Consider the following 23,240-nt stretch of genomic DNA (forward strand, 5'->3'; position numbering starts at 1 on the left):
ACAAATCAATTTGCCAATAGGCCAATGAACCATTCATCAGCATACCGGCAAATCGACCTATCGGTATATTACTCCTTAATATCTACTTTCAGGCATAATTCTTCCAACTGCGAATCATCCAGTTGTCCGGGTGCATCCAACATGACATCGCGGCCGGAGTTGTTTTTCGGGAATGCGATACAGTCACGGATAGAATCCAAACCGGCAAACAGAGATACCCAACGGTCCAGACCGTAGGCCAGACCTCCATGAGGAGGCGCACCGTATTTGAAGGCATTCATTAAGAAACCGAAACGTTCCTGCGCCTTTTCTTCGGTGAAGCCCAACAACTGGAACATCTTATCCTGCAACTTGCTATCGTGGATACGGATAGAACCGCCACCCACTTCGACACCATTGATCACCATGTCGTATGCATTCGCACGGACGGCTCCCGTATCGCTATCCAACAAAGGAATATCTTCAGGTTTGGGAGAAGTAAACGGATGGTGCATTGCATAGAAACGCTGATCTTCTTCGCTCCACTCGAACAGAGGGAAATCGATCACCCACAGGCAGGCAAACTTGTTCTTGTCACGCAACCCCAACTGACCGGCCACTTCCAGACGCAATTCGCAAAGCTGTTTGCGCGTCTTCATTGCATCGTCGCCGGAAAGGATCAAAATCAGGTCGCCCGGTTTTGCACCAAAGGCTTCCTTCATCTGCTGCAATACTTCCTGCGTATAGAATTTATCCACGCTCGACTTCACATTGCCATCGGCTTCCACACGGGCGTATACCATGCCCTTCGCACCGATCTGCGGACGTTTCACAAACTCGGTCAGCGCATCCAATTGCTTGCGCGTATAAGAGGCTGCCCCTTCCGCACAGATACCGCCTACATAAGCTGCGCTATCGAATACGGAGAAACCATGTCCTTTCATGATGTCCATCAGTTCGACAAACTTCATATCGAAACGCAGGTCCGGCTTGTCGCTTCCGTAATATTTCATGGCGTCATGCCAAGTCATACGCGGGAAAGCTTCTTTTATATCGATACCACGAATCACCTTGAACAGATGCTTGGCCATTCCTTCGAAAATGTTCAGCACGTCTTCCTGTTCCACAAAGCTCATTTCGCAGTCGATTTGTGTAAATTCGGGCTGGCGGTCCGCACGCAGGTCTTCGTCACGAAAACATTTCACGATCTGGAAATAACGGTCGAAACCAGAAACCATCAACAACTGTTTCAATGTCTGCGGTGACTGGGGCAACGCGTAGAACTGTCCGGGATTCATGCGGGAAGGCACGACAAAGTCACGCGCCCCTTCAGGCGTAGAGTTGACCAACACCGGAGTTTCCACTTCCAGGAATCCTTGCTTATCCAGATAGTTACGCACCTCGAAAGCCATACGATGACGCAGTTCCAGGTTTTTGCGGACGGCGTTGCGGCGCAAATCCAGATAACGGTATTTCATACGCAGGTCGTCACCCCCGTCCGTATCGTCTTCAATCGTGAAAGGAGGAGTCACGGCTGCATTCAGGACATTCAGTTCCGATACGATGATTTCGATCTCACCTGTAGGGATATTCGGGTTTTTGCTGGAACGTTCGCGAACGGTTCCTGTTACCTGGATAACATATTCGCGTCCCAGTTTATTTGCTTTCTCACAAAGAGCGGCATCAACTTCCTGGTTAAACACCAATTGTGTAATACCGTAACGGTCGCGGATGTCCACGAACGTCATGCCACCCATCTTACGGGTTTTCTGTACCCAGCCGGCCAGCGTAATCACCAAGCCTTCGTCAGCAAGGCGCAGGTCGCCACATGTTCTTGTTCTATACATATGATATGGATTAAACTATTATTTTCAAACTATGGCTGCAAAGATAATAATATATAAGGACGTTATCGCCAAATCCGCTGAAAAACCGGACTGCGGCACCTAAATATTTTCTTGCAAAAAGAGTTTCCTTATCTGGTATCCGGTTAATGTTCACTCTCCAATGTGAACCGCAACGTTCCGGCATTGACCAGTTCCTGTTGCGAGATCGTATAACCTTTCAGCCTTTTACCATCGGCCGTCACCTCCTTAATATAAATATCATCCGGTGTCGGATGGGAGGATTCGATCACCAGGCTGCCTTTCGGATAGAACTTCTCATCCAGCCGGATCGTCACCTTGTCGAAAGTCGGAGAAGTCAAGACATAATCCAGGTCACCGGGACAGGCAGGATAGAATCCCATCATCGAGAAGATCGCCCAGGTAGACATCGTCCCCGTATCGTCGTTGCCGGGAAGCCCGTTGGGGGCATTGTGATAATATTTGCCCAACAATTCGCGAACCTGCCTTTGCGTACGCCAGGCTTCTCCCTTGAAATAGCTGAAAAGATACGGATAGGCGATATCCGGCTCGTTTGCCATATCGTAGTACCCTTTGTCGAAAACCATCTGCAACTTATCGACAAACTTCTTCTGTCCGCCCATCAGTTTGGCAAGGCCTTTGACATCGTGAGGAACATAGAACGTGTAGTTCCAGGCGTTTCCTTCATGGAAACCGGGGCTCGGCTCGAAGTTCTCCCCTTGCTTCGGATCGAATGGAGAATAGAACGTGCCATCGGGCAGGATGGGACGAAGCGTGCCGAACTCCTTGCAATAGTAATGCTTATAGCCCATAGCCCGTTCACGGAACAGCTTAGCGTCTTCCTTCTTTCCCAACGCATCTGCCAACAACGAGAGATTCCAGTCGGCGATATAATATTCCAAAGCATGCGAAACCGAATTATCATACTGTTCACGCAAGGGGACGTAGCCTTTGCTCATATAGTCGTTATTGTCCGGGTGGAGCAGATTGAACTCGCCGGGAGTAGTAGCGCCCTTGCGCATGCCTTCGTAGGCAGTCTCGATATCGTAATCGCGCAAACCGCGCATATAAGCATCCACGATATAAGGGATAGACGGATCACCTTCCATCGTCAGCGTCTCGCGTCCGTACAGTTCCCACTTCGGAAGCCATCCGCTTTCCTTGTACATGTCGATCATGGTGCGGATGATGTCGAGCTGCTTTTCGGGATAGAGCAACGTCATCAATGTACTGACATTGCGGTAGGTGTCCCAGAGCGAAAAGACCGTGTAGCGGTTTCCGGTAGTATGGCCGACTTTCAGGCTTTCCATCATCGGATATTCGCCATTCACGTCCTGGATGATGTTCGGATGGATCAGCAGGTGGTACATGGCGGTATAGAAAATCGTCTTATCGTCGTTCGTCCCGCCTTCCACCATCACACGCGACAGATCGTCGTTCCACATCTTGCCGGCAACCGCACGCACTTTGTCGAAATTGAAATCCGGCTGTTCGGTGTTCATATTCAGGCGGGCATTCTCGATGCTGACAAACGAGACACCCATCTTTACTTCAATCACCTCGCCTTCTTCGGTATCATACTTGAACCAGACGCCGATGTCGTCACCGCTCATCTCACGATCGTACTTCGTATACAATTTATATTTGCCGGAATAGACATCCCATTCCGCTTCCACTCCCTTCATCTCGCGCTGCTTCTTCCAGTAGCCGGCCTGCTTGGGGGCTTTGCTGAGCTTCATCACGAAATAGATCGGGAAAACGGCTTGCGGGTTATAGCAGAACGTTCCGAGCAACTTGCTCCCCTCTATCTCCGTATCGCTCACCATACGGACAGTCGCACCGGTCTCGTTCGTCAGCCCTTCACCCAGGTTCAAGAGGATATTCCCCTGCCCCTTCGGGAAAGTAAAACGTGTCAGGCCGGTACGCATGGAGGCGGTCGCTTCCGTCTTGATGTTATATTTCGTCAGGATATTACTGTAATAGCCGGGATGGGCCACCTCGTTCTTATATCCGCTGCCATATTCGTGATAATCCACATTCAGTTCCCCGGAAGTAGGCATCAGCAACAGGCTTCCCATCTCCGGACAACCGACACCGCTCAGGTTGACATGTGCATAGCCGGTGAAGAAACTATTATCAGCCGAATAAGGTGTGGACCACCACTGGCTGTCTTTGTCAAACTTATTACTTGTCGACCCCATCACATTGAAAGGGGTGACACTCATCATTCCTTGGGGGCAAATCGCACCCGGATTGGTCGTCCCGTAGTTGCTTGTCCCGATAAACGGGTTCACATAATCGACCGGCTGTTGCGCGGAGACCAGCGCTGAACAGCAACTTAACAGAAAAGAGAACAACAATATCTTCATAGCACCAATTCTTATTTTTAATTCTTAATTTTCAATCTACCAAACGACGATCTCATCCGCAAAAATAAAACCGGGATTCGCCCTTGGCGCTTTCAAACGGACATAACGGGTTTTCCAGTTACCGTCGAACGTATATTCCTGGAACAGGAGGTTCGGATCATCTGCCGGAATCGTTGTTGGAACAATCCCACGGGAAATAAAGTTTTCACCATCTTCCGAAGTCTGCAGCTCCACTTGTCCGGGCTGGAACACTCCCGGGCCGGTCAGCTGCATGAAACGGACAGACACTTTATGGATATCCGTTTCCCCTTCCATATCGATCACACAGTCTAGGTCATCCAAATAGCCTTGCCAACGTCCGTCCAGATAAGTCAGGCCACCGCGATAACCATCCAACAGGGCGTTCATTCCTCCGGCCATATAGCCTTTGTAGAGCTTACTATTATAATGTATAGGCTTATTGATGGCCCGATGGTAATCCACCTTCTTTTCCGTCGGTGTCCCTTGAAGCACTCCGCCCCGGAAAATGGCGGCTTTGATATGAGCGGAATCCTGCACGATTATCGGCCCGGTGTAAAAGGCGGACGATGCAGCCGGAACGGAACCGTCCGTCGTGTAGCGGATTTCTGCCGGATATTTCTCGGCATCCAGTATGACTTCAATCTTTCTGCCTGCCGTATCGACCCGCATGGTCACTTCTATTTCGTCCGAAAGGGTGAAAGTACGGATTCCCATTCCTTGCAATTGGGAAATATGCGCATTCATGCGGGGTTTGAAATCTTCCCATGTCCGTAATTCCTGCGGCGTCCATCCTATCTCGGCTACGGCAAGAGCCCGCGGGAACATCATATATTCCAGATGTTCGGGTGTCTGGATGTATTCGGTCCAGGTATTGGCTTGCACACCCAAAATATGCCGGCATTCCTCCTCCGTCAACGAATCCGCCGGGACAGGGTCATAGCTATACACTTTCTTTATCGGCGTATAGCCACCGATGGCATACGGCTGTGTCTTCGGATCGGCCTGATAGAAATCCAAATACATATAATTGCCCGGTGTCATCACCACATCATGTCCCATCCGTGCCGATTTGATTCCACCGTCTTCTCCTCGCCATGACATGACAGTAGCTTCCGGAGCCAGGCCGCCTTCCAGTATCTCGTCCCAGCCGATCAGCTTGCGATCCTTTGAATTCAGAAACTCTTCAGCCCTATGAATCATGTAACTCTGAAGCTCGTCCACGCTCTTCATTCCTTTTTTCTTCATCAAAGCCTGGCACTTCGGGCATTTTTTCCAGGCGGACTTCCCGGCTTCATCGCCGCCGACATGGATATATTCGGACGGGAAAAGATCGATCACCTCCGCCAATACATCTTCCATGAATGTAAACGACTGCTCGTTGCCGATACAAAAATCGCCGTTCAGGTAAGGCTTGCCGGAACAACTCAGTTCGGGATAGGCCATCAGAACCTCCTCCGAATGTCCCGGAAATTCGATCTCCGGTATTATGTTTATATGCTTGGAAGCCGCATGTTCCACAATCTCCCGAATGTCTTCCTTCGTATAGTAACCGCCATAAGCGCCCGGTGTTCCTTCCGGCAGATACTTACGGTCGTGCCCGTCCCACCACTTCCGCCAATCGGATTCGGTGCGGAAGGCCGTTTCAGAAGTCAGCTTCGGATATTTGTCTATCTCAATACGCCATCCTCCGGCATCCGTCAGGTGCATATGCAGGGTGTTCAGCTTGTAAAAAGACATCACATCCAGCAATTTCATCACTTCTTCTTTGGAAAAGAAATGGCGGGAAACATCCAGATGTAATCCCCGATACCCAAAACGAGGATTATCCCGGATCGAAACACATGGCACCTCTCCTCCGGCATAGAGTTGGCGTAGCGTCTGTATCCCATAGAACAGGCCGTCCGGAGAACCGGCACGCAGGTCGATTCCTTTCGACGTCACATCCAACTGATAACCTTCCAGGCTTCCGGACCAGGCATCATCGATCACGGTATTGATATTCCGGGCAGATTGCTCACCGAATAAAGCGAGGCTGTCGGCCCTGAAGGTTCCTCCGGTCATTGTCATCTGTTCCGGTTTGGGAATAAGATTGACTTGCCGGACCTCCTCCGAAGTGCAGGAAACGAATAGTAACAAGCAGGCGAAAGCCAGTTCGGTTACACAATTGCGAGACTGTTTTGGCAGTAACATAAAATATTTAGTTTAGTGTGTTTTATTCTTGGTGGGTAAATATACGAAGAAAAAACGGACAAACCCCTATTCCAAATAAAAAGCTATGCTTTAGCTACCCTAACCCATAGCCTTACACTGTCTAAAGCTATGCTTTACGGGGTACAAAAAAAGAGGATATGCCTATTCAGGCATATCCTCCTATGTAAAGAAAGCCGCACCGTAGATATGAACAAACTCCGTATGACAGGATTTGAGTGCTTTGCCATCTTTGTAATCCGCCGTGCTAAGCATGCCCCGAAGGGTGCGGCCCGCCATTAACGACAAGAGCTGTGTCTCGGAATTAAAATAAACTGATGAGTTTCCCAATCGAACATGTGCGGCTAACTCATTTTTCTTATCACAAAGATATGCAATAGGAATGAGACCTCCAAACTTTTGACAAAAAAAAGAGCTCCATTTCTGAAGCTCTTTTCCAATTGCCATATAATGTCAATTATTTAACTTTAGCAACGATTGCTTTGAAAGCTTCCGGGTGGTTCATAGCCAAGTCGGCAAGAACTTTACGGTTGATTTCGATACCTGCTGCGTGTAAAGCTCCCATCAGGCGAGAATAAGACATACCTTCCAGACGGGCAGCAGCATTGATACGCTGAATCCACAGTGCGCGGAAGTTACGTTTCTTGTTACGACGGTCACGGAATGCATAAGTCAAACCTTTTTCCCAGGTATTCTTAGCAACGGTCCACACGTTCTTACGTGCACCATAGTAACCACGGGTAAGTTTTAAAATCCGTTTTTTTTTTGCTCTTGAAGCAACATGATTTACTGATCTAGGCATAATACTAATCTGTTTTGAATGTTAGCGTCATCACTCTTTCGGATGATCTTATTTGCTAAATACATTCGGTTAATAAAAATCTTGTAAAACTCGCTTAATTAAAAAAGATTACTTTAAACCAAGCAACTGTTTAACGTTGCTTACGTCTACACCGGCAACCAAGCCTGTGTGAGTAAGATTTCTCTTCTGCTTTGTAGTCTTCTTCGTCAGAATGTGACTTTTAAAAGCGTGTTTTCTTTTGATTTTACCTGTTCCGGTAAGAGCGAATCTTTTTTTGGCACCGGAATTAGTCTTCATCTTAGGCATTTTCCAATATGTTTTAATTATTAAACTTTACACCCTCTAATGGGGTGGTTTCTTTCTTTATTATTCAGACTCTTCAGTCTTAGGCTTGGGAGTGACGATCACCTTCTTCACTACCGGTTTTGAAACGGCAGGTTTGGAAGCTGCGGCAGCTCCGGCTTTCTTCGGTGTCAGCATGATGATCATACGCTTACCTTCCAATACCGGCAATTGTTCTACCTTTCCGTATTCCTCCAAGTCATTGGCAAAACGAAGCAACAATACCTCTCCTTGCTCTTTGAAAAGAATGGAACGTCCTTTAAAGAACACATATGCTTTTACTTTTGCTCCTTCTTCCAAAAATCCCTTGGCATGCTTCAACTTGAAGTTGTAATCATGATCATCGGTCTGAGGTCCGAAACGAATCTCCTTCACAACCACTTTCACAGATTTCGCCTTCTGTTCCTTCTGGCGCTTCTTCTGTTGATAAAGGAATTTCTGATAATCAGTAATTCGACAAACGGGGGGCGCAGCATTCGGTGAAATTTCAACCAGATCGAGCCCTTGATCTTCAGCCATCTTTAATGCCTGAGAAGTAGGATAAACTCCCTGCTCTACGTTATCACCTACTAAACGAACTTCACGAACACGAATACGTTCGTTGATTCTATACTGTTCTTTCAGACTGTCATTCTTCATTCAAAAAGATTTATTCTCCTCGTTATTAGTTAATTAATTATTATCTTTCTTCCAGTGATTCATCTGATCCTCTATCTCACCTTTCAAAAGCGCTGCAAAGGTAGTAATTTTCATCGAACCTTTATCACCTTCGCCCTGTTTTCTTACAGAAACTTCATTATTTTCTGCTTCTTTCTCTCCGACAATAAGCATATAAGGAATACGTTTCAATTCCGTATCGCGGATTTTACGCCCAATTTTCTCATTACGGTCATCCACCAATACACTCAGGTCTTCAGCCTCGAGCTGACGTTTTATCTCATTGGCATAATCGTTGAACTTCTCGCTGATCGGCAGGATCGCCACCTGGTCCGGAGTCAGCCATAACGGGAACTTACCACCCGTATGTTCGATCAGCACGGCGACGAAACGCTCCATAGAGCCGAACGGCGCACGGTGGATCATGACAGGACGGTGTTTCTTATTGTCTTCACCCGTATATTCCAGTTCGAAACGTTCCGGCAGATTGTAGTCTACCTGGATCGTACCTAACTGCCAACGGCGGCCGATGGCATCTTTCACCATAAAGTCCAGTTTAGGACCATAGAAAGCTGCCTCGCCATATTCGATCTTGGCTTTCAGTCCTTTTTCCTGACAAGCTTCGATGATAGCGCTTTCGGCTTTCTCCCAGTTTTCTTCCGAACCGATGTATTTATCCCGGTTCACCTTGTCGCGCAGAGAAATCTGTGCTTCAAAGTTTTCAAAATCCAAAGCTTTAAAGATGATAAAGATAATATCCATCACCTTCAGGAACTCGTCTTTCAACTGGTCGGGACGGCAAAACAGATGGGCGTCATCCTGCGTAAAGCCACGCACCCTTGTCAAGCCGTGCAGTTCACCGCTCTGTTCATAACGATACACAGTTCCGAACTCTGCGAAACGCAGGGGCAGATCCTTGTATGAACGCGGGAATGCTTTGAATATTTCACAGTGGTGGGGGCAGTTCATCGGTTTCAACAAGAACTCTTCACCCTCCTGCGGGGTATGGATCGGCTGGAACGAATCCTTACCGTATTTAGCGTAGTGGCCGGAAGTCACATACAACTGCTTGCCTCCGATATGCGGAGTCATCACCTGTTGGTAGCCGTATTTCTTCTGGATACGTTTCAAGAAATCTTCCAGCTTCAGGCGCAACTGCGTACCACGCGGCAACCACAACGGAAGCCCTGCTCCTACAGCCGAAGAGAATGTAAACAGTTCGAGTTCCTTTCCTATCTTACGATGGTCGCGTTTCTTGGCTTCTTCCATCAATGCCAGATATTCGTCCAGCATCTTTTTCTTCGGGAAAGTGATACCGTAGAGACGAACCAACTGTTTACGCTTTTCGTCACCACGCCAATAGGCTCCGGCAACACTCATTATTTTTACAGCTTTCAAATAAGATGTATTCGGCAAGTGCGGTCCCCGGCACAAGTCAGTAAACGAACCCTGCGTATAGGTCGTGATCGTACCGTCTTCCAACTCGCTGATAAGTTCTGTTTTATACACTTCACCTCTGTCACCAAACATTTTCAAAGCATCAGCCTTCGAAATATCCTGGCGTTTGATTTCCTCTTTCTTCGCTACCAGTTCAAGCATCTTTGCTTCGATAGCAGGAAAATCTCCTTCTTTGATAACGGCTTCGCCCGGATCCACATCATAGTAGAACCCGTTTTCAATAGCCGGTCCGATACCGAATTTGATACCTGGATACAACTCCTGCAAAGCTTCTGCCATCAAGTGAGCACTGGAATGCCAAAACGCATGCTTACCTTCCTCGTCTTCCCACTTGAAAAGTTTGATGGCGGCATCTTGGTTGATCGGACGGGTCAAATCCCAAATCTCACCATTTACGCTCGCAGCCAGAACTTCCTGTGCCAGACGGGAACTGATGCTTTCCGCAATCTGCATGGCGGTCGTTCCTTCGGCATATTCTTTTACAGAATTATCCGGAAATGTAATCTTTATCATAATCTGTTCACTATAAATTCCTAAAAATTAATCAGGATGCAAATTTAGTATTCTTTTTTTGTTAAACAGAACTTTTGGGTAAAAAGTTTTTTTATTGCATTATCCGGACTTCAATCTTTTATAAAGAAAGAAGCCCCAAGTTAGATTTATAAGATTGAAACTATTTCCGTCAAATCTTTTCTTGGGGATGATTTTTCAGGTAGTTGTTTCACATATCCCAATGAAACAATTGCCACTGGATATTGAGTTGGAGATAAATGAAGATTTTGCTTTAATATATCAGCGTCAAAATTACATACCCAGCAGCTTCCTATACCTTGTTCGGCTGCAGCTAAACAAATATGCTCAGTTGCTATCGCTGCATCAACATCAGAATGATTTTTATTGTCTGATTTTCTCACCCAAGCCACAGCACTGTCTACACAGACAATAATATAAAGTGGAGCTCCAGCAAACCAATCACGAGGATAAGAGTGTTGAACCAACTGTTTTTGTTTATCACTTTTTATGACAAAGAAATGCCAAGGTTGATAATTTACGGCGGAAGGAGCCAAACGGGCACATTCCAAAATGTAATCAAGTTTTTCTTGTTCAACCATATCAGAAGAATAGTTTCTTGCTGAATAGCGTCGTTTTGTAAGTTCTAAGAAATTCATAAGCAGTGTTATTTTGATTTTCGACAAAGTTATACCTAATTTTTATTCAAATATAGGCATAAACTTTTGTTATATTGGTCTAATTACAGGACAAACAGGTGTTCCGCTTTCCAGAGAATGACCTGAAACGGGTACTTTATGCCTCCGTCCGAAATGCCTGCCCGGATTATCTCCACCGATTTTTTCATACGCAAGAATATGCGAGTTGGATTCACCTCTATCTTGACGTATATTGAAAAACAATCCGTAAAAGGGTGAAGGCAGGCCTCTGTTATTTGAATTTAATGAAACAAACAATAGAATTATCCTCTTCCGTCATTTGAGTGACTATCTCTTTTAATTTCGTTCCCTCGTCAGTAGGATGTTGATCTATAAAATTTGTAATATTATCACGGTCATCAACAATTGCAGGTGCGGGGATAAGACCTATTGCTATGCCAGAACTCTGGTACAAAGGATCGACAACCATATTGGAGACAAGATCATCTATAAAATAATCCTTACTCTTTTCACCCTTGTAATCAAACTCGTATCTTTTATCCTGATGCCCAGTTCGACTGATTTGCCCAGTCTTTTTATCACAGATGGCATAATATATCTCTGTTGCTGCATACATCCTAAACAATAAAAACCGGTTAGATTCAAATACATAAGAATTGGGTTTCATCAAAGGGCCTCCTACCCAAACCTTGTCTTTCGTATCTTTTTTAAACAACCCATCTCTATCAAGAGCCAACTTTCCGGTCAATACCAAATCAGGAATTAGAGTTTCTTTCGTCACTTGATAAATAGTATCATTGCCATATTCCAACATATAAAAATTTCCATCATTGTTCCATAATGGATTAACATCCGGGCCATAATGCTCTAATCCATCTCTCGAGATGGGATATAAATAACTACCAAAAGACTTGACTATTTTTCCGTTATAACCCCGAAAAGCAAATGCTTTTCCTTCATAAGGCAAAAAACGATAAGCAGAACTTGTTCTTTCTGCAATCAAAATGCTGTCATACATAGTTAGACAAGATGCGTTTCGATCCAAATTGACTTTCTTTTTAAAAACCCCATCAAAATCATAAACCAACAATTGCTGCGTATGAAGGTCATGTGCATATAGTAATTTATTTTCACTATCGATCATCAATGGAGCAGTCAAATTTGTATATTCACCTGGGCCTTGCCCTTTACCACCTATTTGCCTTATAAAATTACCGTTCCAATCATATTGATAAATAAGCTGTGGTCCCATCAAGAATATAAACTGATCAGTAGATTGAATATCATAGATGAAGAAATCACGAACCAAAGGCTCATTAGATAACTTGACAAAAGATATCTCAGAAGCAATTTCTGACAAATTATTACGATATTCCGATATTTCTTCATAGATAGGAATATGCTTATCTTCAGGTCTGATATTCACATCTTCCTCGACCACAAGTGTATCGATTTCTGACAAAATTGAGGATGTATTATTTGCCTTATTAGAACATCCTAACAAACAAAATAAAAGAATAATATATATATATGTTTTCATGTTTTCTACTAACATTGTGAATAATATAAATCACCATAGGTATAATATGCAACCACCATCCCCATATCCGGATAAGCAATATCCGGCCATTCGACGTTTTTTTGTCCGTCATCAGCACCGACTGCACAAACATCAGGATGAGCTTCCAAATATCGAAACTGCTTCTCCAAACGCTCCGGCATAGCAATGTCATCAGCATCCATCATGGCAAGATACTGTCCCTTTGCCATTTGAATCGCCCTATTACGACATTTATAAGTACCTTGATGTTCGGAGCTATCAAGATAAACAAGACGCTCGTCTGTATAGGATCGAACAATAGTATCCGTCCGATCTGTTGAGGCATCATTGATAATGATGAGTTCTATAAAAGGATAGGTTTGCCACAAAATGGAATCTATCGCCTCTTGTACATATTGCTCTTCATCATATACAGACATAATTATCGATATCCATATTTTTTCTTTCATTCCCAATTCTCTATTTATATATTAAAAGATTTCGTTCAACTCATTGCAAAATTTCAAAATTCAATAATCCTCAAACAGTTCCCATTAAAACAACTTTCTTAACTACCATCCTACTCATAATCACACTGTTTGAATTTTAATACCATTAAAATAAACAAATCTTCATCTTCCATTTGCTCGAACACAGATTTCAGATTTCCACCTAATTTTCCAGCGCCATCCGCTCTTTCCAAATCTTCTTTCCACAAAACTCTGATTCCCGTATGAGGATCAGACGAACATTCGCCAATCCGCGTCATCATTTCAGCAGGCGTAACAATCAAACTTTGACCATTATAATCAGGATTATATACTTCCACTTCATAATATTTTTGAGCCAACTTATCGTACATATACCCTTGTTGTTCCATTCCTTTACGAGTCCGAAAGTCATATTCCTTTTTTTGCGTGGAGAAAAACAAATAATGATCAGTCTCAATGAAACCATGCACCACAATTTGAGGTTCCATATCATGAATCGATGGTGTACGAACAAATACAGGTAGTAAACGTGAATCCGGCGTGTAAGCAAATATTGTGTCTGTTCCATATTCTGTCAATAAAATATTGTTGCCATTCTTTATTGCATAAGAATTACTTAAAGAGACATTCATTGTATTCCCATCTCCATAGTTTTTTACAATTCGACTGTCAAATTTTCCAACTCTATAAATATCTATATCCTTTGTTTTTCCATCTTTTTTAGACAATAAATAAAATGGACTACTTTCAGACAGTTTATCGTGACAAACCAAATATTCTTCATTATAGTTATAAAATGCATCTATCGAGCAAGGGATCTTTTCCCTGTTTCTCAAAGGCAATGTTCGTTTATATTTTCCAAATCGATCATATACTTTCAGTACATTTGGAACGCTAAATACGAAAAATTCATCTCGGTATTCATCATATATCTGTAACCAATAATATGGGAGATATTCGGTTGGTCCTTGCCCCATCTTTGAAATTGAACTTTGTGGATTTCCCTGACGATCAAGAAAAACAAAATCGCCTCCAAAATAATTAAACATAACAAAATAATGATCTGTAATATAAACAAAATTTGTATATAAAAAACCATCATTTGAAAGTGGAATAATATATTCTACTTCGGCAATATCATGTATATCAATTTTTTTAAATTCATACTTCTTTGCAACATCAAACGTCATAATACCTGAATACTTCTGTTGTTCACTACTAACACAAGAAAAGCAAAGATAGAAAAACAAAATAGACAAAAAAATATAGTTATTCATATTCGATCATTTTGAATTAATCATACAAAAATAAAACTCAAATTCCTGTCGTATTTGTAAATATATTCGGAACCTTGTAGAAATTGCATATTTCGGTGATACCCACCCAGGCATTTCGGTCATATCCACCCAGTTTGTTTCCTATAAAATGGCATTGGGGTGCAAATTTATAATTTCTTTCTTAAACTCTCACCTTTTAAGTCAAAACGATGCGAAGAGTGTACAATTCTGTCCAGGATCGCATCAGCAATGACTTCATTTCCGATGACATCATACCACTTGCTGACGGGCAATTGACTGGCAATGATAGTAGCCTTCCTTCCATGCCTGTCTTCTATGATCTCCATGAAGTCTTTCTGTTGCTGTCCCTCCAGCGCCTTCATGCCAAAATCATCGATGATAAGCAAGTCCACCTTGGATATTTTGGTAATCAGCTTGATAATGGTTCCATCCACCCGTGCCAACCTGAGCTTGCCCAAAAGTTTCTGCATATTGAAATAGTTGACCTTGTATCCCTGATTACAGGCTTTGTTTCCCAACGCTGTAGCCAGATAGCTTTTGCCTACTCCTGCGGCACCGGTGATCAGGACGGATTCGCCTTTGTCCACATAGCTTCCCGTGCCTAACAGAGCCAGCATGTTAGGGTCTATTCCCCGATGACTACCGGTTTCGAGTTGTTCCAGAGTAGCACCGTAGCGGAAGTCCGCCTCTTTTATAAGGCGGGCGTTCCGATTGGTGGTACGGGTGTCTTTCTCCGCTTGTAAAAGCAACATTAATCCATCAACAAGCGTGAGTTTGTCCAGACGCTTGGTTTCACCGAATGAAGCCCATAAACGCGCCATTCCTGATAACTTCAGCGAGTTATCCTTTGCAGGCGTAACAGGCCGTCACAGCGTTTGTAAAAGAACTCCGGTGGCACGTTTTGTGAAGCGAACATCAACTCGAAGAACTCTTTCAGCACTGCGGACTTCTCACCCGCTTTTTGATTGTAGTATGCCATGGAACGCTTTGTGTATGCATTCGAGTGTGAAGCCAGGTGTTCCTCCTTCATGCTGTAGCCAAAACCTTCTATACGCGGGTGGGTAGCTATGCGCTCGCCTTTAAGGTACACCTTGACCAACGTGCGGGTATAGATTACCTTTACCTTCTGCCCGATATGTTGGTAAGGGACAGAGTAGTAATGTTTGTCCCTGCCCAGGTAGATACAGCAGTTGGCACTGACAGTCAGTTCTGTGTCATACTGCACTTCGAAAGAGGTACCGGGTAAGGGTTTGAGCGTCTTTTTCTCATCACTGATGAAGTGTTCCTCCCGGCTGTATGGACGCTGCTGCATCCGTTTGTGGTTGTGTAGCCTGACTTGCTCCAAGACGGCCTTGTTCAGTTCCTCTAAAGAGAAGAAAACCCGCTTACGCAAAGGAGCGTATACCCGTTGGTATATCAGCCTGACCTGATTCTCAACCAGGGATTTATCTTTTGGCTTGCCCGGCCTTGCCGGCAGGGTTACAAAACCGTAGTGATTGCCCAGGTGTTCCATCAAGCGGTTTATTTCAGGCTCGTAGCGGTCGCTTTTAACTACGGCGGACTTCAGGTTATCCGGTACAACTATTTTGGTGACACCCTCGAAAAAAGCAAACATACGGGTGATGGCATAAATAAAGTCCTCGCTTTTCTGTGAAGGGACACCGATGGCAAACGCATAGTCCGTATAGGGAAGGCAGCCTACAAAGGTCTGTACCTTGATGACTTCTCCGGTATCCATATCAATGTACTGCATCGTATCGCCGGCAAAATCGACATAGCACTTTTCACCGGCAACATAACTGTTCACTAACACCGTAGAAGGCTGTTGGGCGATTCTGTATTGGTTCAGGTGGAAGCAAAACTGGGTGAAACCATAGCCGGCAGGATATTCGGCAATATATTCTTCCCAAAGCTGTATCCGGGTCACATGTTTACGTCCAAGTTCCTTTTCCAGATAGGGTAAGCGCTTGGAAAAATCATCGAAGCGCTTGTTCGTATAGGCCGGGGCGCCACCGTTAAAGATTCGTTCCAATTCCGGTTCGTCTTTCTCCAATAGCTCTTTAACACCCACTGACAAGGTTTTAAATTGACGTATATACTTGTTGACCGTTTCTTTGTAGATTCCCAGTTGTGAAGCAATCGAACGGTTAGAAACTCCACTTTCATGTAATTGAAGAATTTGCTTAAGTTTACTCATTTCTGTTATTTTACCAGCCATCGTTTTGTGCATTAATTTGTTACCTGTTAAATTTAGGGCACAAAGGTATAGGGAAGTAGCGTTTGACTGGGTGGCAATGCTCCGAAATAGGGTCGAAACACTCATCCGGATGGGTGTATATGCTCCGAAATAACTGATTTTTGAAACTGTTTTCTTTCATTTTTACCCGAATTTACTCCTAAATTGGGTGAATATGGTGCAATTTGGCGATTTTGAATGCTATGAGTTACAATTCAAAAGATGCTAATTGAGGAGGAAATACTGGGTGGGGATGCTCCGAATTATGCACCTGCCCGAAGCCTACGGATTTACAGGATTCCGCAGGGAGCACCTGCCCATCCTGCCGCAGGAGTTCAAGTACGTACCCCGGCAAATACGGGAAGGAAAGGAATACAAACCCGATCCCGGCGTGCTCAAGCAACTGAAGGTCATCCGGGAGGTCTTTGACCGTTCCGACCGCATCATCATGGCGACCGATGCCGGGCGCGAGGGTGATGCCATCCACCGCTATATCTACAGCTATCTCGGTTGCCGCAAGCCCTGCCTCCGCCTATGGGTCTCCTCGCTGACCGACCGTGCCATCCGCGACGGGCTGGAAAACCTCAGACCCGGCGGCGACTACGATAACCTCTACCGGGCCGCCGAAGCACGCGCCATCGCCGATTACTTGATCGGAATAAACGCCACCCAAGCGTTGAGCATCGCCGCCGGAGGGGGGATCTATTCGCTCGGACGGGTGCAGACTCCCACGCTCGCGTTGGTCTGTTCACGCTATTTGGAGAACAGGGATTTCGTTCCGCAGACCTACCATCAGCTGAAAGTCACCACGGCAAAGGACGGCAAGGCGTTCGCCGTATTCTCCGAGCAACGCTACGACACCCAAGAAGAGGCAAAGAAGGTACTTGCCACCGTGACAGCGGCCGGAACGGTTTCGGTGGACGAGGTACAACGTAAGGATGCAAGCCAAGAGCCGCCACTGTTGTATGACCTGACCGCTTTGCAGAAGGATGCCAACAGCCGGTTCGGATTCTCGGCTGAAAGGACGTTGGCGTTGGCACAGTCCCTTTACGAAAAAAAGGTGCTGAGCTATCCGCGTACCGGCTCCCGTTTCATCCCGGAAGACGTGTTTGACGAGATGCCCGAGCGTATTGCCGCTTTGGAAACCCATCCGGTTCTTGCTGTACAGGCTGCCCGTTTGAAAGACGCGGTGCTCAACCGACACAGCGTGAATGACCGGAAAGTCACCGACCACCATGCGCTTATCCTTACCGAGTGCCGGCCCGGAGAGTTGTCCGAAGACGAACGCAAGGTGTACGACATGGTGGCCGCCCGGCTGCTCGAAGCCTTTTCCGAACGCTGTCTGAAAGAAGTCACCACCGTAAGCCTTACGGCCGGCGATTGCCGTTTTTCTGTCAAGGGAACGCAGGTCAAGTCCGCCGGATGGCGTGCCGTGCGTGCCGAACGGGAGGAGGACGAAGAGGAGGTGGCATTGCCAGTCCTGCTACCCGGTGAGAACCTGCCCGTGCAGACCGCCGAAAGCAGCCTGCTTTCCGCTATGGAGCACTGTGGCAAGGAGGTACAGAAGGAGGAATACCGGAGCTACTTGGAAGAGGTCGGCATCGGGACGCCGGCTACCCGCACCTCCATCATCGAGACCCTGATCGCCAGAGGTTACATGTGCCGGGAGAAGAGAAACCTCGTGCCGACAGAAAAGGGGCTTGCCGTATATGGTATCGTGAAGGACAGGCGTATCGCCGATGTCGGGATGACCGGGCAATGGGAGGCTGCGCTCGCCAAGATTGAGAACGGGGAGATGGATTCCGGCACGTTCCGCAGGGGAATCGAGGCTTATGCCGTCCAAATCACGGAGGAACTCTTGCAGGTACAAGTCCCTTCTGCGGAGGGCGAACGCATCCCATGTCCCAAGTGTAGGTCCGGGCGTATCCTCTTTTACCCCAAGGTTGCCAAATGCAGCAACGTGGATTGCCCGTTCACCGTCTTCCGTAACAAAGGCGGAAAACGGCTTTCCGACAGGCAGATAACCGACCTTGTGGTCAAGGGGAAGACGGAGCTGGTCAAGGGGTTCAAGAGTAAGGAAGACAAGTCCTTCGATGCCCGTCTCGTCCTTGACAAGGACTTCCGCATCGGGTACGAGTTTCCGCCACGAAAGGACGGGAAGAGATAATATTCCTTAATAACCAACCAATTAGTATGGCAACAAGGCGTAAACTTACAGCTGAAATTTGGCATAAAGGATTGATTCTTCCGTGGCAAAATTTGCATAATCAAAGATTTTGTTATACTTTTGCCACAGAAATCAATTGTCAGGACAAATATATCATGAATGAAAATCGAATCATAGGACGTAACCTCAAGTCCTTGCGTGAAGCAAATAGTTACACACAAGAACAGGTTGCTTCATATCTTGGCATCAACCGTTCTGCATATGCCAACTACGAAACAGGAGAAAGAGAAGTCCCTATTGATGTTTTGGAGAAAGCCTGCAACCTGTTTGGCTGTGAAATGGAACTATTGTTCGACAAAGACGAAAAAGCAGTCAAGAATATGCTTGTATGTGCGTTCCGTGCCGATAATCTCAGCGAAAATGACCTAAAAGAGGTCAGTGCATTCAAGGAGATCGTATTGAACTATATGAAAATGGAAAGACTATTGGCCGAATGAAGAAACTTACCATTGAAACAGCAGAGGAAATTGCCCTCAAAATGAGAACAATTCTTCGAGTAGGTGCAAGCGAACCCCTCAATATGAAGACAGCACTTAGACAGCTGAACATCATGACCATATACAGACCATTGTCAGAGGGAATCTGGGGACTGTCGCTCAAATCGAGCAATGGCAAGATGTTCATGCTCGTAAGCAGCAATGCGACAAAAGGCAGTCAACATTTTACCATAGCGCATGAGTTGTTTCACCTGTTCTATGACGATAATCCCAAGCCGCATTTATACAAGAACAGCATGGCAACGGACTCCGCAGAGCGTTCCGCCAATATGTTTGCTTCGGCTTTATTGATGCCAAAGGAGGGATTGTCATATAACATCCCTGCAAACGAGTTGATTGACAAAAACGTTGCCATTGACACCGCCTTGCGGATCGAACAACTCTATGGCGTATCTCACTCCACACTCATTGTCAGGCTGAAAGAGCTCAAAATAATTTCTGCACAAAATGCGGACAGGCTCATGAATCTGAGTATCCGGCATGAAGCGTCACTGCGGGGATATGATTTGTCTCTTTACTACAAGGGAAACGAGAATCTCGTTCTTGGAGATTATGGCACAAAGGCAAAAAGGCTTTTTGATGAAGAGCGTATATCGGAAGGGCATTATATTGAACTAATGAGAAAAATCGGTTATGAAGAAAATAAAGATAATTCTTGATGCGGATGTTCTCATTCACTTTTCAAAAGCCGGAAAACTTTCTTTGCTTCCAACGATACTGCCGGAATATGACCATACCATACTGAGTGCGGTTTATGAGGAGACCCTTTCCATTCGAACCCAGATAGATAATCAGATTAACTTTTTGAAGAACATGGAAGTTCTTCCCTTTAACCCCACGGGGCAAATGAGGTTGGAATACGCAAGTCTTAGATCAAAGTATGGCAAAGGAGAAAGTGCCTGCATGGCTTTCTGCCGGTTTACCAACAATGTCATCGGTAGCAGCAACCTACGTGATATTAAAGAATATTGTGCGGCACAGCAAATCACCTATCTCACGACATTGGACTTCCTCTATTATGCGTATATTAGAGGAAAAATGTCAAAAGACGAGTGTGACGGGTTCATTCTCGAAGTCAATGCCAAGGGAAGCAAGCTCCCTACAATAGACATATCTCAATATTCGCCCAACACACAGATATGACTATACTATAGAATCAAACGAAAGCCTACCTATGGTGACAAATGACACACCATGAGTAGGCTTTCTTGTGGTGGCAATAGATTGGTATTCCATTTTCAGTCTGTTTTCCGCCCCTCCACCGCCTCGAACCGTTTCCGTATGAACTCATGCACGTCCCGTGTACGGTAAAACACCTTGCCGCTGATGGTGAAGTAGGGCAAGGCACCGATGGCGCGGTATCGTTGCAACGTGCGGATTCCCACTTTCAGCAGCAGGCACAAGTCCTGATTGTCCAGTATCTCGTCACCGTCCAGCGTGTTGTTCTTCTTCAGCAGCCTCTCCAGCAACTTGTCCGTCCGGTCGAAGCGGTCCATGATGCGCTCCATCCATCCCTCAAACTCTTCCCTGTCTGTATACATAGCTGTCTCCTTCCTTTTCAATGATTTCCTTTTCCCTCATGTAGCGGATATACCCTTTGGCCGTCCGTTCCTTGACCTCTAACATTTCCTGTATCAGTTCGCACAGCTCGATATAGCCGTACCTGTCCTGACGGGCAAACGCCTCGCGTGCCATGTCCGCCAGTTCCCTTTCCTTGCGTTTCTCCTTCTCCGCTCTCGGCTTCTCCCCGACATAGACGGGCATCCCGGCCTTCTGGTCCCACCTAAACTGCATCAGCGGGACATCCAACGGGCTGCCGTCACGCACTTTCAGTGCTTTCACCACCGATATTTCCGGGTTCTCGTCCTTCTCGATGGAGAGGATGGCAGCGGACTTCCGTTGCAGCTCGCTGCCCAAATGTCCGCGCAGCTTCAGGCCGTTCGGCACGAAGTGCACGACGGCGACCACGCAGGTACGGTAAATCCCGGCCAGCCGGTAGATCTCGTCGATGAGAGCCACGCTTTCCGCCTCGTCATTGGCGCAGCGGATCAGGTCGGCCACGCCGTCTATCACCACTAAATGGATGCCACCGTGCAGGTAATGGTACTTGTCCATGCTCTGTATGATGGCGGTCAGGCGTTCGTTCCTCGACATCCCGGTCAGGCAGTAAGCGTGCAGGAAGAGCGGCATCCGGTCCAGTCCGGCACGTTTGAGCAGGCGGCCTACGTTCTTGTAGAGCTGTTGCTCGCTCTGTTCCGTATCGTACAGCAGAACGGCACGCCCCTTGCGGTTCGGCTCGACCTTCACGCCCAACAGGTCGTTTTCCTTTTCCACCTCCTGAACCGCCCCGGCAACCAATGCGGCCGTGTAGTTGCTTTTGCCCGTCCCTTCGCCGCCGGTGATGCAGAGGATGTTCTCCTCCGTGCCGAGAGGCACCTCTCCGGCGGTGATGATGCTCACCGCCTGTTGGGGAGGGTGGTCATAGTCAATCTCACAGGATTTCAGCGCGGCAAACGTGTCGCCATAGAGCGTGTCTAACAGTTTCAGGAACAACCCGGTCAATTCCTCCCTCGTATGTCCCGTTCGGAAAAAGTCGGTCACGTCCTTTTCCTCCTTTGTCCCGGCCAGCGGAAGCACGATTCGCTTCACCCCGTACTCGGAGAGTTGTGACACCAGCCGTTCCGAACACTCCAAACCGGTCTTGTCCGTGTCATACAGCAACAGGATGTGCTTGAAGCGGTAGGACACCTTCCGTAAGAACCTCTGCGGCACAGGGGACGTTTCCGAATTGAAGCAGACGGCATGGAAGCCATGCGCAGTCAACGTAAGGACATCTTTCTCGCCGCCCGTGATAAATAACAGGTCGCCTTTCGAGGGTAGCTGTTCCAGACCGAAGCAATATCCCTCTCCCGTGTGTCCGCCATAGACAAAGCGGAGTTCCGATTTCGGGCGGTACACCTTCATGCCCCATTTCCCCTTGTAACCGAACATCGGTTCCGCTGGGGTAGAGGAGAATCCGAACGGCCTGCCGTCCCTCGTCTCGCTACGGTATTCCTGAAGAGAGACAACCCCGTAGCGGTGCAACGTCTCTTCCGTGATACCCGATGCCCCCAATAAGCCCGTTCACTTTCGCTGAACGGCTTCTCTATGGCCTGAAATTTCGCTATCCGCCGGTTTTCCACCGATGGTTCTGCCTTTTCCGGTTCTTCACGGGTGGAATCCGTTTCCGGACGGACAATCTGTAAAGACCGCTTGTCCTGCATGTCCGTCTGCCCGTAACCGGCAATGCCGAGACAAAGCTCACGGTCTATTGTCTCCAGCACCTCCACAAAGTCCGCAGCGTTCTTGCAGTCCAGCCCTTTCAGCTTCGCCACGAGGAAGAAGCAATCTCCGGAATAGTCGCCGTTCCCGAAATCCTTCATCTTGTACGTTCCGCTACGGCGGTCGTAATACACGTTGCACGAAGCCTTGTGGTCGTCATACAAGGGGTTCAGGAAATTCCGGCCCACCCTCCATTTCACGGGAAGGTAATGGCGGAACACGTCCAGCCCGTTGTTGGTTCTCGTCAGAATCTCGTCCTTGCCGATCATCTCGCACCGCCTTTCCTTTTCAGGGTCATGGCATACCTTTCGGTCAGGCGGTCTACCTGTTCGGAAGTGGTTTTCACCAACCGTTTTTCCACAAAGGCATCTATTTCCGCTCTCGGATAGCGCAGGTTCTTCCCATACTGGGAGTATGACACTTCACCCTGCATACGGTAACGCTGCAACGTGCGTGAACTGACGCCCAACGCCTCGCATACCTCTTTCCCCGTCATCCACTTGCCGTCATTTACGGAATCTTCCCCCGTCCGTTTCCGGGCTTCCTCTTCCCGCCTGACGGCTTCCTCCACGTATGCGGTGATGGAATCCAGTTTTTCCATGAGCCGGAGGTATGCCCGGCTCTCCATCGTAATTACTTCCATGATGTTTTCCTTTAATGTTTGCCGCAAAGTTCGGCAGTTTGCGGACAGAAGCACACGAGGTCGGTACGACTAAATTTCAATGCAATCTATCTGATTGTTCATCATATAGATTGCATT

General features: G+C 46.6%; 20 protein-coding genes and 1 pseudogene. 4 read left to right on the forward strand and 17 right to left on the reverse strand.

What is annotated here, in order from left to right; all coding sequences use genetic code 11:
* Positions 1 to 68: 68 nt before the first annotated feature.
* The 14 genes from aspS to istA form a co-directional block, all read right to left on the reverse strand.
* A complete protein-coding gene (gene aspS, locus BQ9893_RS04705; protein WP_075964953.1) occupies positions 69 to 1,826 on the reverse strand; it encodes an aspartate--tRNA ligase in 1,758 nt (585 codons plus the stop codon).
* Positions 1,827 to 1,969: 143 nt separating this feature from the next.
* Entirely contained in the window at positions 1,970 to 4,213 is a 2,244-nt protein-coding gene (locus BQ9893_RS04710) for a GH92 family glycosyl hydrolase (RefSeq protein ID WP_075964954.1), read from the reverse strand.
* A 36-nt stretch (positions 4,214 to 4,249) separates the two neighbouring features.
* Positions 4,250 to 6,424 (reverse strand): glycoside hydrolase family 20 protein, encoded by a 2,175-nt coding sequence (locus BQ9893_RS04715; RefSeq protein ID WP_075964955.1) that lies wholly within the window; start codon positions 6,422 to 6,424, stop codon positions 4,250 to 4,252.
* Positions 6,425 to 6,604: 180 nt separating this feature from the next.
* A complete protein-coding gene (locus BQ9893_RS04720; RefSeq protein WP_244155051.1) occupies positions 6,605 to 6,889 on the reverse strand; it encodes a hypothetical protein in 285 nt (94 codons plus the stop codon).
* A gap of 10 nt (positions 6,890 to 6,899) precedes the next feature.
* A complete protein-coding gene (rplT, locus tag BQ9893_RS04725) occupies positions 6,900 to 7,244 on the reverse strand; it encodes a 50S ribosomal protein L20 (protein ID WP_075964956.1) in 345 nt (114 codons plus the stop codon).
* A gap of 108 nt (positions 7,245 to 7,352) precedes the next feature.
* The gene (gene rpmI, locus BQ9893_RS04730; protein ID WP_075964957.1) at positions 7,353 to 7,550 is read right to left on the reverse strand and encodes a 50S ribosomal protein L35; all 198 of its coding nucleotides are present in this window, start codon (positions 7,548 to 7,550) and stop codon (positions 7,353 to 7,355) included.
* Between the two features lie 60 nt (positions 7,551 to 7,610).
* Positions 7,611 to 8,225, reverse strand: coding sequence for a translation initiation factor IF-3 (infC, locus tag BQ9893_RS04735; RefSeq protein WP_075964958.1), 615 nt, complete (start codon positions 8,223 to 8,225; stop codon positions 7,611 to 7,613).
* 33 nt (positions 8,226 to 8,258) lie between these two features.
* The gene (gene thrS, locus BQ9893_RS04740; protein WP_075964959.1) at positions 8,259 to 10,214 is read right to left on the reverse strand and encodes a threonine--tRNA ligase; all 1,956 of its coding nucleotides are present in this window, start codon (positions 10,212 to 10,214) and stop codon (positions 8,259 to 8,261) included.
* 146 nt (positions 10,215 to 10,360) lie between these two features.
* Positions 10,361 to 10,870 (reverse strand): nitroreductase family protein, encoded by a 510-nt coding sequence (locus BQ9893_RS04745; RefSeq protein WP_075964960.1) that lies wholly within the window; start codon positions 10,868 to 10,870, stop codon positions 10,361 to 10,363.
* Positions 10,871 to 11,141: 271 nt separating this feature from the next.
* A complete protein-coding gene (locus tag BQ9893_RS04755) occupies positions 11,142 to 12,425 on the reverse strand; it encodes a 6-bladed beta-propeller (protein ID WP_081415361.1) in 1,284 nt (427 codons plus the stop codon).
* Positions 12,419 to 12,880: a glycosyltransferase family 2 protein gene (locus BQ9893_RS04760; protein ID WP_081415362.1), complete on the reverse strand. Its 462-nt coding sequence runs from the start codon at positions 12,878 to 12,880 to the stop codon at positions 12,419 to 12,421. The genes BQ9893_RS04755 and BQ9893_RS04760 overlap by 7 nt, the downstream gene beginning before the upstream one ends.
* A gap of 110 nt (positions 12,881 to 12,990) precedes the next feature.
* On the reverse strand, positions 12,991 to 14,178 hold the full coding sequence (locus tag BQ9893_RS04765; protein ID WP_075964963.1) for a 6-bladed beta-propeller: 1,188 nt from the start codon (positions 14,176 to 14,178) through the stop codon (positions 12,991 to 12,993).
* A 167-nt stretch (positions 14,179 to 14,345) separates the two neighbouring features.
* Positions 14,346 to 15,020, reverse strand: coding sequence for an IS21-like element helper ATPase IstB (gene istB / locus BQ9893_RS04770; protein WP_075964964.1), 675 nt, complete (start codon positions 15,018 to 15,020; stop codon positions 14,346 to 14,348).
* An 11-nt stretch (positions 15,021 to 15,031) separates the two neighbouring features.
* Positions 15,032 to 16,396, reverse strand: coding sequence for an IS21 family transposase (istA, locus tag BQ9893_RS04775; protein ID WP_075964965.1), 1,365 nt, complete (start codon positions 16,394 to 16,396; stop codon positions 15,032 to 15,034).
* Positions 16,397 to 16,688: 292 nt separating this feature from the next.
* Between istA and BQ9893_RS04780 the strand changes: the two genes are divergently transcribed.
* The 4 genes from BQ9893_RS04780 to BQ9893_RS04795 all read left to right on the forward strand — a co-directional run bounded on the left by BQ9893_RS04780 (position 16,689) and on the right by BQ9893_RS04795 (position 20,302).
* A complete protein-coding gene (locus BQ9893_RS04780) occupies positions 16,689 to 18,602 on the forward strand; it encodes a type IA DNA topoisomerase (protein WP_075964966.1) in 1,914 nt (637 codons plus the stop codon).
* A gap of 155 nt (positions 18,603 to 18,757) precedes the next feature.
* Positions 18,758 to 19,099 (forward strand): helix-turn-helix domain-containing protein, encoded by a 342-nt coding sequence (locus tag BQ9893_RS04785; protein ID WP_075965416.1) that lies wholly within the window; start codon positions 18,758 to 18,760, stop codon positions 19,097 to 19,099.
* Complete coding sequence (locus BQ9893_RS04790) at positions 19,096 to 19,818, forward strand: ImmA/IrrE family metallo-endopeptidase (RefSeq protein WP_075964967.1); 723 nt, start codon at positions 19,096 to 19,098, stop codon at positions 19,816 to 19,818. The genes BQ9893_RS04785 and BQ9893_RS04790 overlap by 4 nt, the downstream gene beginning before the upstream one ends.
* The gene (locus BQ9893_RS04795) at positions 19,793 to 20,302 is read left to right on the forward strand and encodes a PIN domain-containing protein (RefSeq protein WP_075964968.1); all 510 of its coding nucleotides are present in this window, start codon (positions 19,793 to 19,795) and stop codon (positions 20,300 to 20,302) included. Before BQ9893_RS04790 ends, BQ9893_RS04795 begins: the two co-directional genes overlap by 26 nt.
* A 95-nt stretch (positions 20,303 to 20,397) precedes the next feature.
* On the opposite strand, the gene BQ9893_RS04800 is transcribed toward BQ9893_RS04795, so the two are convergent.
* The 3 genes and pseudogenes from BQ9893_RS04800 to BQ9893_RS04810 form a co-directional block, all read right to left on the reverse strand.
* Positions 20,398 to 20,700, reverse strand: coding sequence for a helix-turn-helix domain-containing protein (locus BQ9893_RS04800; RefSeq protein ID WP_075964969.1), 303 nt, complete (start codon positions 20,698 to 20,700; stop codon positions 20,398 to 20,400).
* Positions 20,675 to 22,749 (reverse strand): annotated as a pseudogene (locus BQ9893_RS04805) (AAA family ATPase). Before BQ9893_RS04805 ends, BQ9893_RS04800 begins: the two are co-directional and overlap by 26 nt.
* A complete protein-coding gene (locus BQ9893_RS04810) occupies positions 22,746 to 23,123 on the reverse strand; it encodes a helix-turn-helix domain-containing protein (protein WP_075964970.1) in 378 nt (125 codons plus the stop codon). The pseudogene BQ9893_RS04805 and the gene BQ9893_RS04810 overlap by 4 nt, the downstream one beginning before the upstream one ends.
* Positions 23,124 to 23,240: the final 117 nt, after the last annotated feature.

It is taken from the genome of Parabacteroides massiliensis (assembly GCF_900155425.1).
Taxonomy (GTDB): domain Bacteria; phylum Bacteroidota; class Bacteroidia; order Bacteroidales; family Tannerellaceae; genus Parabacteroides; species Parabacteroides massiliensis.

Coding starts and splice junctions, on each gene's coding strand:
- rplT (WP_075964956.1), bottom strand. CDS start 7,244: ATGCCTAGATCAGTAAATCATGTTGCTTCAAGAGCAAAAAAAAAACGG.
- BQ9893_RS04795 (WP_075964968.1), top strand. CDS start 19,793: ATGAAGAAAATAAAGATAATTCTTGATGCGGATGTTCTCATTCACTTT.
- BQ9893_RS04710 (WP_075964954.1), bottom strand. CDS start 4,213: ATGAAGATATTGTTGTTCTCTTTTCTGTTAAGTTGCTGTTCAGCGCTG.
- BQ9893_RS04720 (WP_244155051.1), bottom strand. CDS start 6,889: ATGGCAATTGGAAAAGAGCTTCAGAAATGGAGCTCTTTTTTTTGTCAA.
- BQ9893_RS04760 (WP_081415362.1), bottom strand. CDS start 12,880: ATGAAAGAAAAAATATGGATATCGATAATTATGTCTGTATATGATGAA.
- aspS (WP_075964953.1), bottom strand. CDS start 1,826: ATGTATAGAACAAGAACATGTGGCGACCTGCGCCTTGCTGACGAAGGC.
- istA (WP_075964965.1), bottom strand. CDS start 16,396: ATGAGTAAACTTAAGCAAATTCTTCAATTACATGAAAGTGGAGTTTCT.
- BQ9893_RS04800 (WP_075964969.1), bottom strand. CDS start 20,700: ATGTATACAGACAGGGAAGAGTTTGAGGGATGGATGGAGCGCATCATG.
- rpmI (WP_075964957.1), bottom strand. CDS start 7,550: ATGCCTAAGATGAAGACTAATTCCGGTGCCAAAAAAAGATTCGCTCTT.
- infC (WP_075964958.1), bottom strand. CDS start 8,225: ATGAAGAATGACAGTCTGAAAGAACAGTATAGAATCAACGAACGTATT.
- BQ9893_RS04765 (WP_075964963.1), bottom strand. CDS start 14,178: ATGAATAACTATATTTTTTTGTCTATTTTGTTTTTCTATCTTTGCTTT.
- BQ9893_RS04790 (WP_075964967.1), top strand. CDS start 19,096: ATGAAGAAACTTACCATTGAAACAGCAGAGGAAATTGCCCTCAAAATG.
- BQ9893_RS04785 (WP_075965416.1), top strand. CDS start 18,758: ATGAATGAAAATCGAATCATAGGACGTAACCTCAAGTCCTTGCGTGAA.
- BQ9893_RS04755 (WP_081415361.1), bottom strand. CDS start 12,425: ATGTTAGTAGAAAACATGAAAACATATATATATATTATTCTTTTATTT.
- BQ9893_RS04745 (WP_075964960.1), bottom strand. CDS start 10,870: ATGAATTTCTTAGAACTTACAAAACGACGCTATTCAGCAAGAAACTAT.
- BQ9893_RS04810 (WP_075964970.1), bottom strand. CDS start 23,123: ATGGAAGTAATTACGATGGAGAGCCGGGCATACCTCCGGCTCATGGAA.
- istB (WP_075964964.1), bottom strand. CDS start 15,020: ATGGCGCGTTTATGGGCTTCATTCGGTGAAACCAAGCGTCTGGACAAA.
- thrS (WP_075964959.1), bottom strand. CDS start 10,214: ATGATAAAGATTACATTTCCGGATAATTCTGTAAAAGAATATGCCGAA.
- BQ9893_RS04715 (WP_075964955.1), bottom strand. CDS start 6,424: ATGTTACTGCCAAAACAGTCTCGCAATTGTGTAACCGAACTGGCTTTC.
- BQ9893_RS04780 (WP_075964966.1), top strand. CDS start 16,689: ATGCTCCGAATTATGCACCTGCCCGAAGCCTACGGATTTACAGGATTC.